Source organism: Murinocardiopsis flavida (genome assembly GCF_003014485.1).
GTDB classification, from domain to species: domain Bacteria; phylum Actinomycetota; class Actinomycetes; order Streptosporangiales; family Streptosporangiaceae; genus Murinocardiopsis; species Murinocardiopsis flavida.
Map to the genome: position 1 here is coordinate 1 of NZ_PYGA01000049.1, position 12,562 is coordinate 12,562.

General features: G+C 67.5%; 10 protein-coding genes. 3 read left to right on the forward strand and 7 right to left on the reverse strand.

Going from position 1 to position 12,562, the window contains the following annotated elements; all coding sequences use genetic code 11:
- The 4 genes from CLV63_RS35100 to CLV63_RS32660 form a co-directional block, all read right to left on the reverse strand.
- Window positions 1-1,139 (reverse strand): acyl carrier protein (locus CLV63_RS35100; RefSeq protein ID WP_146165727.1); only part of this gene is annotated, 1,139 nt, incomplete at its 3' end.
- A gap of 66 nt (window positions 1,140-1,205) precedes the next feature.
- Window positions 1,206-2,465, reverse strand: coding sequence for a decarboxylase (locus CLV63_RS32650; RefSeq protein WP_106587115.1), 1,260 nt, complete (start codon window positions 2,463-2,465; stop codon window positions 1,206-1,208).
- Window positions 2,462-3,943, reverse strand: a complete 1,482-nt coding sequence (locus CLV63_RS32655) for an AMP-binding protein (RefSeq protein ID WP_106587116.1) — start codon at window positions 3,941-3,943, stop codon at window positions 2,462-2,464. Before CLV63_RS32655 ends, CLV63_RS32650 begins: the two co-directional genes overlap by 4 nt.
- A gap of 381 nt (window positions 3,944-4,324) precedes the next feature.
- On the reverse strand, window positions 4,325-5,854 hold the full coding sequence (locus tag CLV63_RS32660) for an AMP-binding protein (protein WP_106587117.1): 1,530 nt from the start codon (window positions 5,852-5,854) through the stop codon (window positions 4,325-4,327).
- A 171-nt stretch (window positions 5,855-6,025) separates the two neighbouring features.
- Between CLV63_RS32660 and CLV63_RS32665 the strand changes: the two genes are divergently transcribed.
- On the forward strand, window positions 6,026-6,268 hold the full coding sequence (locus CLV63_RS32665; protein WP_106587118.1) for an acyl carrier protein: 243 nt from the start codon (window positions 6,026-6,028) through the stop codon (window positions 6,266-6,268).
- A gap of 40 nt (window positions 6,269-6,308) precedes the next feature.
- Here CLV63_RS32665 and CLV63_RS32670 read toward each other — a convergent pair whose 3' ends face one another.
- The 3 genes from CLV63_RS32670 to CLV63_RS32680 all read right to left on the reverse strand — a co-directional run bounded on the left by CLV63_RS32670 (window position 6,309) and on the right by CLV63_RS32680 (window position 9,319).
- Entirely contained in the window at window positions 6,309-7,202 is an 894-nt protein-coding gene (locus CLV63_RS32670) for an ACP S-malonyltransferase (protein ID WP_211301596.1), read from the reverse strand.
- A gap of 44 nt (window positions 7,203-7,246) precedes the next feature.
- A complete protein-coding gene (locus tag CLV63_RS32675; protein ID WP_106587120.1) occupies window positions 7,247-8,146 on the reverse strand; it encodes a proline iminopeptidase-family hydrolase in 900 nt (299 codons plus the stop codon).
- 321 nt (window positions 8,147-8,467) lie between these two features.
- On the reverse strand, window positions 8,468-9,319 hold the full coding sequence (locus tag CLV63_RS32680; protein WP_106587121.1) for a class I SAM-dependent methyltransferase: 852 nt from the start codon (window positions 9,317-9,319) through the stop codon (window positions 8,468-8,470).
- A gap of 1,111 nt (window positions 9,320-10,430) precedes the next feature.
- Between CLV63_RS32680 and CLV63_RS32685 the strand changes: the two genes are divergently transcribed.
- Both CLV63_RS32685 and CLV63_RS32690 read left to right on the forward strand, forming a co-directional pair.
- Window positions 10,431-11,729: a nucleotide disphospho-sugar-binding domain-containing protein gene (locus CLV63_RS32685; protein WP_106587122.1), complete on the forward strand. Its 1,299-nt coding sequence runs from the start codon at window positions 10,431-10,433 to the stop codon at window positions 11,727-11,729.
- A 6-nt stretch (window positions 11,730-11,735) separates the two neighbouring features.
- Window positions 11,736-12,562: beta-ketoacyl synthase N-terminal-like domain-containing protein (locus tag CLV63_RS32690; RefSeq protein WP_211301597.1), on the forward strand; the 827-nt coding region annotated here is incomplete at its 3' end.

Sequence of the window (12,562 nt, forward strand, 5' to 3'; positions counted from 1 at the left end):
ACCACCCCGCACCCCTCCGAGAACCCCGTCCCATCCGCATCCTCCGAAAACGCCTTACACCGCCCATCCACCGCCAACCCCCGCTGACGACTGAAGGCGGTGTACGTGGAGGGGGTCGACATCACGGTCACGCCGCCGGCGAGCACCATCGAGGATTCGCCGGAGCGGAGGGAGCGACTGGCCAGGTGGATCGCCACCAGCGAAGCCGAGCAGGCGGTGTCGACGGTGACGGCGGGACCTTCGAGCCCGAAGGTGTAGGCGATTCGGCCGGACATCACGCTCGGCGCGACTCCGGTCACGAGGTGCCCTTCGACGTCGGCGGGGGCCTCGTGCAGTCTCGGGCCGTAGTCCTGGGGCTCGGCACCGATGAATGTGCCGGTGCGGCTGCCTTTCAAGGAATGGGGGTCGATCCCCGCGCGCTCGATCGCCTCCCACGACGTCTCCAAAAGCAGACGCTGCTGAGGGTCGATCGCGACCGCTTCACGGGGGCTCATGCCGAAGAAGGCGGGGTCGAACTGGTCGCAGTCGTGCAGGAAGTGGCTCTGGCGGACGTAGCTGGTGTTGGGGGCGTCGGGGTCGTCGGAGAAGAGGCGGTCCAGGTCCCAGCCCCGATTCGAGGGGAAGTCGGAGACCGATTCCTTTCCTTCGTGGATGAAATCCCAGAACTCTTCGGGGGTGGTGATCCCTCCGGGGTACCGGCATGCCATTCCGATGATGGCGATGGGCTCGTCGGTGTCCTTCTCGGCATGCGTCGCGACGGCGCCCCGTTCCGCCCCTTCCAGGATGTCGTTCAGCACGAATTCGGCCAGGGCCGTCGGAGTGGGGTGGTCGAACGCGGCGGTCACCGGGAGTTCGGCGCCGAGGTCCGCGGACAGCCGGTCCCGGAGTTCCACCGCGCCGAGGGAGTCCAGGCCCATGTCCTTGAACCCCTGGTCGTCGGCGATCTCGTCGGCCGATCCGGGGAGCACCGACTCCAGGACCTCGGCCAGGGTCGAGGTGACCAGCTCGACGGTTGCGCGGCGGCGTTCGTCCAGGGGGGCTTCGGACAGTCGGCGCGCAAGGTCGGTCGACCCGACCGCGCCCTGCTCCGCGCCGCCGGCCTCGTTGCTTCCCAGTCCGAGGTTTCCATCCTGGCTCATCCGCGCTACTCCTCGAATCCTCGAAAAAGTGAAATACAAGAATGGTTCTGAGACCGGAGCGACCGGTTACGGGTTGTTCCGGTAACTGAAGTTCCGCTCGGCGTGAACGCGGGAAACCGATGTGACTTTTCCGTCGCGGACCGTTATTTCCGTAGGCATCGGGCGCCCGAGGAACAGGGTGAGGCTGGCGGTCATCCCGTAGGCACCGGCATTGGGGATGGCGACGACGTCGTCCGGGCGGAGTTCATGGACGTCGACGCTGCGGCCGAGGATGTCGCCGGGCGTGCACAGCGGCCCGACGAGCGTGATGTTCTCCGAATGCGCCCGGTCCCCGTTGAGGTCGACCCGGTGCGGCCCGTCGAGCCCCACGGACGTGGGGAGGAGCCGGCCCAGCCCCGACATCCCGCCCAGTACGTTGATGCCGGCGTCCAGGACGACGAACTTGCGGCCCCTGCTCTCTTTGACGTTGACCACGGTGCAGATCAGGCGGCCGCATTCGGCGGTGAGGTAGCGCCCGGACTCGCAGGCGATGTGCGGGGTGCCGGACCGCCACTGCGGGAAGTGCGCATCGAGGGACTCCTCAAGGGCGGCCCGGAGCCGGGGGTATTCGTAGCGGGCGCCGGGAGTGAGGTAGGGCGCCGCGAAGCCGCCGCCGATGTCCAGGAATTCGATGCCCAGGCCGGTGCGGTCCCGCAGCTCCGCCGCCGTGGCGATGGTGTGCTCGAACTCGGCGATGAGCGCCGCTTCGTCGCGGGCGTTGCTGAGGGAGAACAGGTGCAGCCCCGACAGGCGCACCGAGGACACCGACCCGAGGCGGCGGATGTCGTCGGGCAGCCGCTCGATGTCGAATCCGAATTGGGAGGGCGCGCCGGTCATGCGGATGCCCGTCGATGCGCCCGCCGCGGCGCTGTTCACCCGGATCAGGCAGTCCACGACCACGTTGCGCGCGCTCGCCTCGTTCGCCACGCGCAGCAGGTCGGTGCGGGACTCCACCGAGAACCGCCGCACGCCCGCGTCGATCGCGACGGCGATCTCCTCGTGGGTCTTGCCGGGGCCCGTGTAGAGCATCTCCGCTCCGGCGAACCCTGCCTCGACCGCGCTGGCGAGTTCGCCGACGGAGCTGATCTCCGCCGCGCACGAGTGCTCTCCGGCCTCGCGCAGCGCCCGGGCGATGGCGGGGTGCGGGTTCGCCTTGAACGAGAAGTACAGGGTCGTGCCGGGAGGCAGCGCGCCGACGAGCGCGTCGCGGGCCGCCACGGCGAGGTCGAGGTCGTAGACGTAGAGCGGGGAACCGTACTGCTTGGCGAACTCTTCGTCGGTGGTCACCCTGCACCTTCTTCGAGTAGACGGGCCAAGTGCTTTCGGGAGTGCTTGCCGTTCGGGGTGAGGGGGATGCTCGCCAGCACGCGGCAGACCGCCGGCACCTTGGCGGGGTCCACCCGGACGGCCATCTCGCGGAGGACGTCCAGCGGTTCGACCTCGCCCTCGACGAACAGGGTGAGGTCGCGGCCGCCGTCGGGGGGCAGGACCGCGGCGCCCAGCACTCCGGGGATGTCCGTTGCGGCCGCCTCGATCTCGGTGGTGCTCATGCGGGTGCCGCGCCGTTTGAAGATGTCGTCGCGGCGCCCGTCGAAGTACAGGTAGCCGTCTTCGTCCAGGGAGCCGTAGTCGCCGGTGTGCAGGTAGGTGTCGCCCGTCTGTGGATCGCGCCGGTAGGCGGCCGCCGTGAGCTCCGGCGCGTTGCGGTAGCCGGCCATCACGTTGGGGCCCGCGACGGTGATCTCGCCGACCTCGCCCGGGGGGAGCGGGCGGCCGTCGGGGTCGACGATGCGGACCGTGGTCCCGGGAAGCGGCGGCCCCACCGACTGGGGGCGTTCCCGCTCCTCGTCGGGCGGCATGATCGTCACGCGCTTGCACTCGGTGATCCCGTACATGCGGACGACGCGGGATCCCGGGTAGTGGTCGCGGAGCTCGTCGATGAGGGCGGCGGGCAGTGCGGCGCCGGTGTTGGTGAACATGCGCACGGTGGACACGGATCCGGGGGCGCGCTTGCCCAGGATCGCCAGCATGCTGCCGAGGGACGGGACGATCGGCACGACCGTCGCCCCGCACTCCCGCATCCGCCGGGCCAGCACGAGGTCGGGCCCGCCTCCGGTGAGCACGAGTTCGGCGCGGCCGAGGGCCGCGAGGAACACCTGGTAGAGGGCATAGTCGAAGGCCAGCGGCAGGCGGCAGAACACGACGTCGTCGTGCCGGTAGCCCAGGACCGCGTGGATGGCCCGGGCGGCGGACACGACTGCGGAGTGGGGGCACATGACGGCCTTGGGGGCGGCCGTGCTTCCGGAGGTGTAGATGAGCAGGGCGAGGTCGGCGGCCTCGCCCTCGGCGGGAGCGGCGACCGGATCCGCAGCGGGGGAGTCGGGGTCCCCGCCGAGTACGGCGTCGAACTCGCACAGCGGAACCGCGTGGTCCTTGGCGGCGCGGAGCAGCCCGGAGTCGCCGACGGCCAGGGCGGGCTCGGCGTCCGAGAAGATCGAGCGCAACTGGAAGTCGGTGAGTTCGGGGTCGAGGGGGATGAGGGCCGCGCCCAGGCGCGACGCGCCGAAGAGCAGCGGCAGGACCTCCTTGCGGCTCGGCACCTGGACCAGGATCCGGGAGCCGCGGCCGACGCCGTGGTCGGCGAGGCCGCGTGCGGCGGCGCGGCTCAGGTCTGCGAGCCGTGCGTAGCTCCACGCTCCGGCGGGGTCGCGCACAGCGGTGTTCTCAGGGCATTCGGCGGCAGCATCATCCAGAATGTGGTGCACAAGATCCGAACGCGAGGGCTGGGATTCGTCGCCTGAATCTCGCAATTTCGCACTCCTGAATCTGGCAGGGATTCCTACTCCGTTCGGACCTCAGGGGAATAGCCGGTTCGCCGCGAATGCGCGGCGAAAGTGAAACTACGTCTGGTCTGCTGTTTCGGTCTGCCCCTACGATCCCCCTAGCGGACCTTTCCCCCTTTTCCCCGCCCGGGCGAAGCACGGGGGAGGGGAGGGCGGCGTGTGCTCCGCGGCGTCCGCCGCGCCGGCCCGTAGTGCGTTACGGGCGCCGGGGCGTGCCCGGACACCGTGCGGTGCGGTGGTCGTCGGCCGGTGCCGATGCGCCTGGTTCGGGGGCTTCGGGACTCCGGGCTGCCGGCGGGCGCCTCACACCTGTCCATTGGCGAGGGCGGCGGCGCGCTTCGACAGCTCGGCCCGGTCGATCTTCTTGTTGGAGTTCATCGGGAACTCCTCGATGTGGACGTACCGTTTGGGAACGATCCCCGACGGCAGCGAATCGCCCAGGTGGGCGGCGAAGTCGGGCGGCGGGATCGGGCGCCCCGTGTAAAAGACCACCAGGTGGACGCGGTCGGCGGATTCGGTGCTGACGGTCACCGCCTCGGTGACCGCGGGGCAGGAGCGCGCCGCGTGGTCGATCTCCGCCAGCTCGACCCGCCAGCCCTGGACCTGAACCTGGGAGTCCTGCCGTCCCAGGTAGACCATTTCCCCGTTGGCGGCACGGCGTACGCGGTCGCCGGTGTTGTACCAGGTGGCGCCGTCCCGCTGCACGTAGCGGCCGTCCTCGTCCCGCGGGTCGAGGTACCCGGAGGTCAACTGGGGGCCCCGGATCCACAGCTCCCCCTCGTCGTGCGCCGGCGCGCCGGCGGCGTCCACGAGGACCGCTTCGTGGCCGCCGTTCACGTCGCCGATCGGGGACAGGCCGTTGACGCACAGACCAGGGGAGGTGCGCGGGTCCCACCGGTGCGCGGCGATGGTGACGGTGAGCTCGGTGGGCCCGTAGAGGTTCTCCAGCGTCGACGCCGGAGCGGCGCGCAGCCAGTCGGCGGCGTCGCGCTCCTTGAGCGCCTCGCCCGCGAAGAGGCTCCATCGGAGGCCCGGCATCGCCCCGGGGGTGAGGCGGCCGACCTTGCGGACGAGGGCGATCGCGCTCGGGGTGGAGAACCACACGGTGATCCCCTGGCGGGCGACGAACCCGGGGACGTCGCGGTAGGCCGACGGCGGGACCTCGACCACGGTCGCGCCCGCCCCCCACGCGCAGAACAGGGTGAACATCGCGCAGTCGAAGGTGAGGTCGAAGGTCTGGGCGAAGACGTCGCCGCCGGAGAAGTCGAACCGGCCGTCCACGAACCCGAAGTAGTGGTGGGTGTTGGCGTGGGTGATGCGCACACCCTTGGGGCGGCCGGTGGACCCCGAGGTGAACAGGATGTAGGCGACGTCGTCGGGGGAGACGGGACGGGGTTCGGCGAGCGGCGGTCGGCCGGCCGCGTCCACCGCCGCCGGGTCGACGATGCGGAGGTCCGGCGCCTCCTCCAGCAGCCTCTTCGCGATGTCGGTGGCACGGTGGTCGGCGATGACGGCGTCGATTCCGGCCGAATCCGCCATGCTCATGACGCGGGGCGACGGGTGGTCCGGCCGCAGCGGGACGACCGCCGCCCCCGCGTACAGCGCCGCGAGGACGCCGACGTTGGCGGTGGTGCCCGTCGAGGCGAGCACACCGACCGCCTTCGGCGGGTTCCCGTGCGGGTCCAGGAGCGCGCCGGCCCACGACAGCGCAGTGCGGTGGGCCTGTTCGTAGCTGAGGCTCTCTCCGCCGGAATGGAACGCGGGCCGGTCCGGCGAGAGCGACAGGCCGCGCGCGAAACGGGAGTAGAGGGCATGGGAATTGGAGCATTCCATGATGGGTTGCCGATCCAGATTCTCGCTTGAATTCCCTTGCTGAATTCGGGGCGTGTTTGCTCTGACGGGTGGACTGGGCGCAAATCCTTGGTTATCGTTATATTCCAGAAGGATAAGGGCAGATGATCCTGTCCGGTGCCGCTGAATGAATATCGACCAGCGAGGGAATTCATGCTTGATTGGGACGACTCGTTCGAGTCAACTGTCCGTCAGTACCTTCCGCTTTTCTCCGCGGAAGAGGAGATCCGCGAGGACACGAATCTCCTCGACGCGGGCCTCGATTCCATGGGAATCGTGGAGCTGCTCGCCAAGATCGAGGCGGACTACGGTGTCCGCTTTCAGGACGACGCCCTCACCTTGGAGACCTTCCAGACCGCGGGAAGCCTGTGGCGGACGTTGTCCGCCCTGAGGTGAGCGGGGCCCGCACAGCGGCAGGCCCTCCGCGGTCGGGGGGTCAGCCGCCGCGCGCCGCCGCCTGCGCCGCTACCTGCGGGGTCGCCGGCGTCACGGTGAGGTTCTTGCGGGTGACGCCGACCCTGCCGAAGAGCGCGTCAGGGCCGCACACAATCGCGTCCCGGACCCCCGACCGCACGAGCGTGCTCACGGCGTCGGGCCAGTTCACGGAGCGCACGAAGCCGTCGAGCACCAGGTCCTTGACCTCTGCCCCGGTCGTGAGCACCTTGCCGTCGTGGTCGGAGACGACGGGGGTGTGCGGGTCGGCGAAGAAGAGGCCGGACACGGCCTTCTCCACCCGGTCCCGGAGCGCCGCGAACGCGGGAGAGTGCATGGGCGGGCGCATCGTGTACAGCGGAAGCCCGCCCAGGGCGCGCAGCCGCGCCTGAAGCGGCTCCACCGCAGCCTCGTGCAGCGTCAGCATGTAGAAGTCGTGGTCGATCACGCAGGCCAGGTCGTACCACTCGCCGGCGTCGGCGAGCCCGGCCAGGACCTCGGCCAAGGCCGGTTCGGGGACCCTGACGAAGGAGTGCGTGACGATGTCGGTGTGCTCCTCCCCGAAGTACTCGGCGGTGAGCCGGGCGAGCTCGGCCGCGAGCCACAGGCCGTCGTCCAGGGGGAGGGCCCCGGAGTGGACGGCGGCGACCCGCCCACCGAAGCTCGGCCCCACGCAGAAGTCGGGCTGCCGGCCGTGCTTCTTGCCGGCCCACGCCGCGAGGGCCAGGCACGCCGCCATGAACGTGAGCTGACCGGCCTCGCTGTAGTCGCCCTCGGTCTCCTGGAACCGCTCCAGGAGCGGGTAGCCGAGGACCTGGTCGGCCACCGCGGTGATCTCGGCGGCCTCAGGGCCGGTGGTCATGTAGTGGGCGACCGCCTGCTTGTCGAGGGGCCCCATTCCTGGAAATACGAAAGCTGTCAGCGGGCTGGAACTCATGATTCTCAGTCCAAACTCTTGAGGAACTCAATCAAGGCCGCATCGAATTTCTCTGGTTCCTCCAGATGGGGCGTGTGGCTCGAATCCTCCAGGACTTCCCAGCGGGTGTCGGGAATCCTGTCGTGGTAGGGGCGCATCGACTCAAGGGTCACTTCGTCGTGGACCCCGGAAATGAGCAGTGTCGGGACGTTGATCGCGGAAATGCTGTCAACGACCCCCCAGTCCTTCAGTGATCCGATGACGTGGAACTCGCTCGGGCCGTTCATCGTCTGGTAGACGTTGGGGTTGCTGTAGATCTCCATGAAAGTGGACGTGAATTCGCTCGGCCACGGGTCCAAACGGCACAGGTGCCGCCGGTAGAAGACCATCATGGCCTCGAAGTACTCGCGCGAATCGGTCGTCCCCGCGCGCTCGTGCGAAAGCAGTGTGCTGTTCACCCCGGGCGGCAGGCGGTCCCTGAGGACCGCGAGCTCCTTCAGCCACTGCGGGTACGACGCCGGCGCGTTCGCGACGACCAGCCCCCGGAGCCCCGCGGGCCGCCTGGCGGCGTGCTCGGCGGCGAGCAGCCCGCCCCACGACTGCCCGAACAGCACGTAGTTCGACCCGACCCCGAAATGGCCCAGCACGGTGTCGAGTTCGTCCAGGAAGAGTTGCGGGGTCCAGAAGCCGGGCTCGGCGTCGGGAACGTGGGTCGAGGCTCCGTTGCCCAACTGGTCGTAGTGGATGACGGGCCAGCCGTCGTCGGCGAGGCGCGCCAGCCGGATCAGGTAGTCATGGGTGCTGCCCGGTCCGCCATGGAGGACGACGAGGGCCGGCCGGTCGCCAGCCAGCGTTCCGGTGAGCCGATACCAGACCGAGTACTGCCTGAACGGCAGGGTTCCCTTGGTGACGGGGGATCGGGACAAGCCGACCAGCCTCTCCTCGCCAGGCCCCCGCGCAGGACCTGGTCTCGCCTGCGGTTGCGATAACTGTGACCGAAGGTAGGCGGGATGGTCCTCGCTGTAGACCCCTACCGGGCCCGGCTAGCTCCCCTGTCGGCGAAAGCACGAGGGCATGGCTGTGCGACACGGCCGGAGCGGACGGCGGCAGGCGGCCGGACACATGAAGAGGGCCTGCTGATCCCGGTGCGGATGGCGCGTCAGCACCGGGATCAGCAGGCCCTTGTATTGAGGCGGGTTCAATTGAGGCGGGTTCAGTGGGGTGTCACACGGCCGCGGCCGCGGGCATCACATCTCGCCGGCCGATGTCGGCTTGTGGGCGACGATCACTCCCCAGCTGATCTCGCGGCGGTCGACGCCCTTCTTGACGTCGTCGCACACCCGGGCGAAGTCCATCAGCTGGCGCTGCTCGTCGGGGTCGGGGGCGGTGACGGCGTACCGCTGGGTGTCCTTCCCGAGCAGGTGGTACGTCTGCTTGACGTGGCTGCCGAGGTCGCGGGCGAGGTCGATCTCCAGGCCGACGGATTGCAGCATCTGCTGGTACTCCAGCAGCGAGTAGGACTCGGTCCAGCCGAGTGCGGCGTAGGTGTTCTCGCGGTCCTGGTCGGGGGCCGCCTTGGACGGTTGGAGGAAGTCCAGGAACGCCAGGGTCCCGCCAGGGGCGAGGACCCGGTAGATCTCGCGGTAGAGTGCGGCCTTGTTCGGAATGTGGTAGAACGCGTCCTGGCTGGTCACGTGTGTGAACGACCCCTGCGCGTAGGGGAGTTCGGTGGCGGAGCCCTGCCGGAAGGTGAGCCGCGGGTTCCCGCGCGCCCTGGCGCTCGCGAACTCGATGTGCTCCTCGCTGAGGTCCAGCCCTTCCCCGACGCAGTCGAAGCGTTCCGCGATGAACATGAGGAAGTGCCCGAAGCCGCAGCCGATGTCGAGGACCCGGGAGTCGTCGTCGATCATCGCCTCGCGGGCGAGGAGAGCGGACGCGTGCCTTGCGGCCGTGGTGTAGCTCGCGTCGGGCTCCGAGTCGGCGAAGTAGCCGCCGTGCATGATCGGGTCGCCCCTCCAGTACTCGATCAGGCTGCGGCAGTGCTCGTTGTACATGGTCTGGATCTGGTCTTCGGTGCGTAGGTCGCTTGAGGTGACCACGGAAGCCCCCTTCGTCTTGGCAGTGTGGCGGCCGGATGAAGCGAGGTGTCGGCGCCGTATTCCTTGTCGTCCCGAATCGGGTATTTCGAAAATTGCGTGGCACGGCACGGCCACCCGGGCAGCGCGCCGGAATGCGGCGAAGCCGCAGGAGCGCTTGGTCGGGGAATGATGAACCGACAATCTGGGGTTTGTTGGACGGTGGCCCCAGAGACCAGGATAAAAGCAGCAGTGACGTGTATGAGTGCACGGCGTGAGTCAGGATCACTGTAAATTACCGTACGATGTACTCATTAATATACGTACAGAGTAAGTGGATTGCAAGGCCGAGCGTTCATCAGCTCGGAAAGAGCATCATACTGGCAGGTCAATGGATTGTACGTGCATCGCCTGACGGTCATGATGCGTCTCATGGCACGTTACGTCCCACTTGGACGCGTGATGTTTTGTGTACGTGTTCGTGTGATGTTTCTTGTGTCGATACAGGCATGTGTGACGAATATCGATTCTTGGCAAGGCGGGGGAGCGGCACGGTACAGAACGATTCATATGTCGTTCATGTACTGATTTGGAGTACGGCGGAACCGTTCGACGGACGTCCGAGGTGAATGCCGCACGTTTCGGTTAACATTGCCGCCCGAAGCGCACCGGGACCGCAATCCGCCCGGCCCCGCGGGGCGGCCGAATTCGTATTCACTCCACCGGTCCCACGGTCGGCCCGACCGAGAGGGCGTCCTGCCGACCGGAACCGTTGCGGCTCCGCGCCGAACGGGGGCCGGGGCGGGACCGAGGCCCTCGGGTCATGCCGGTCGCGGCGGCCCGCCGCCGCACGACGTCCCCTCGTCCCCGCCGGCGCCACCGGGCACCCGGCAGCCGGACCCCAGTAGGCCGAGAGGGGTGGGTTAGGGGTCGGGAATGACGGTGCCCCCGCCATAGAGTGCCAGCCGATGCCGAAGTGGGATTTTCCGTTCATTCGCCCTTGCGTTGGTTTGCTCCGCCGTTCGGGGCGGACTCATGCAGCATGGAAATACCTTCGGGGATTCCGTGCTCAGAGTGATCCGGCCGCCAACGCACGTATTCCGTATCGGCGGGCATAGGCCAAGAGGAGATTCGAATGCGTGTCGTCCTTACTCACCATGCGGCTACCGCGCACCTCAACCTGATGGTTCCACTCGGTTGGGCGTTGAAGGCGGCCGGGCACGAGGTCGTCGTCGCGGCACAGCCCGACATCATGGCCGCAGTCGCGAATACGGGGCTGGTCGGATACCCGGTCGGGCAGGAAGCCAAGATCGCCGAACGGCTCGCGGCACTTCCCGTGGAGGAGACGTTCTTCGGATCGGGGTTCGATCTGACGGAATCGCGCCCCGAGGTCCTCACCCAGGAATACATCCGCGGATGCCTGGCCGCATTCGCCTCGCCGCAGGCACTCGACCTCATTACGGATGAGTCGATGTACGACGAGCTCGTCGACTTCTGCCGTTCCTGGAAGCCCGATCTGATCATCTGGGACTCCATCACCTACCCGGGTCCGGTTGCGGCAAAGGCCTGCGGTGCCGCGCACGTGCGGATGACGATCGGCCGCGACCACTGGGCCCGCCTGTGGGAGAAGTTCACGGAGCCCAAGGACAAGACCCCAGGATTCGTGGACCCGATCGAGACGTGGCTCTCCGAAAAGCTGGAGAGATACGGTCTTGAATTCGATGAGAGTCTCATCCTCGGCCAGGCGACCATCGACATGATGCCCGAATGGGCTCGTTTCCCCCTGCGGCAAAACTGCCTGCCGATCCGCTACATTCCGTACAATTCTTCCGCAACAGTGCCGGAGTGGCTGATCTCAGAGGCCCCCGACCGTCCGAGGGTGTGCCTGACGATGGGCGTCTCCTTCATGGAGATGTGGGGCGGAAGCACCAGCCTGGCGTTGAACGAGATGTTCGACTCGGTCAAGGACCTCGATCTCGATCTGATCTGCCTGCTGGACCCGTCCCTGCTCCCGGACGGCGTCAGCGCTCCGGACAACGTCAGATTCCCCGGCTTCGTGCCGCTGGACTTCCTGCTGAAGTCATGCTCGGCGGTGATCTTCCACGGCGGAACAGGGACGTTCGGCACCGCGCTGGCAAACGGGGTTCCACAACTCATCATCCCGACCGACCCGCGGTTCGATGAGCGCGGACTCGCCGAAAAGGTAGCGGAATCCGGGATCGGATTGAAGATCCTGCCGGAAGACTTCACACCGTCTCGTTTCCGCGAGGCGCTCATACGCCTCATCGGAGAACCGTCGTTCGCTGAGAACGCTCGGGTGAAGCAAAAGGACCTGATGGACGACCCCCGCCCCAACCATGTAGTTCACCAGCTCGAATACATGGCCGGCCGTGAAAAGACCACGAACCCGATCGCTTCCGGAATGGCGGGATAGGCTCCCATGGACGACAGCAACCGACTCGTAGACTACCTGAAGCGAACCACGGCGGAACTGCGCAGTACACGGCAGCGACTCTTGGATCTGGAATCTCGGGAGCGCGAGCCGGTTGCGATCGTCGGTATGGGGTGCCGTTTTCCCGGTGGTGTTGAGACACCGGAGGAGTTTTGGCGGATGCTGGCCGAGGGCGGGTCGGGGATCTCTGATTTCCCGAGTGATCGGGGGTGGGATCTGGGGGAGATCTATGATCCGTCGCCCGATGCGGTGGGGAAGAGCTATACGACCAAGGGCGGTTTCCTGCACGGGGCGGCGGAGTTCGATGCGGGGTTCTTCGGGATCAGTCCGCGGGAGGCGCGGGCGATGGATCCCCAGCAGCGTCTGCTTTTGGAGACGTCGTGGGAGGCGATCGAACGCGCCGGGATCGACCCCCATTCCTTGAAAGGCAGCCGCACCGGCGCATTCATCGGTCTTATCTACCACGATTACGCGACCCGGGCACACGATGTTCCTGAAGAGCTCATGGGATACGTGAGTAATGGAAGCGACGGGGCGGTCGCTTCAGGGCGCATTTCCTATTTTCTGGGTTTGGAGGGGCCGGCGGTAACGGTGGATACGGCGTGTTCGTCGTCGCTGGTGAGTCTGCATCTGGCATGTGAATCGCTGCGCCGAGGCGAGTCCGATCTCGCCCTCTCCGGAGGGGTCTCCGTAATGTCCGCGCCGACCACCTTCATCGAGTTCAGTCGTCAGCGGGGGTTGGCGGTGGATGGGCGGTGTAAGGCGTTTTCGGAGGATGCGGATGGGACGGGGTTCTCGGAGGGGTGCGGGGTGGT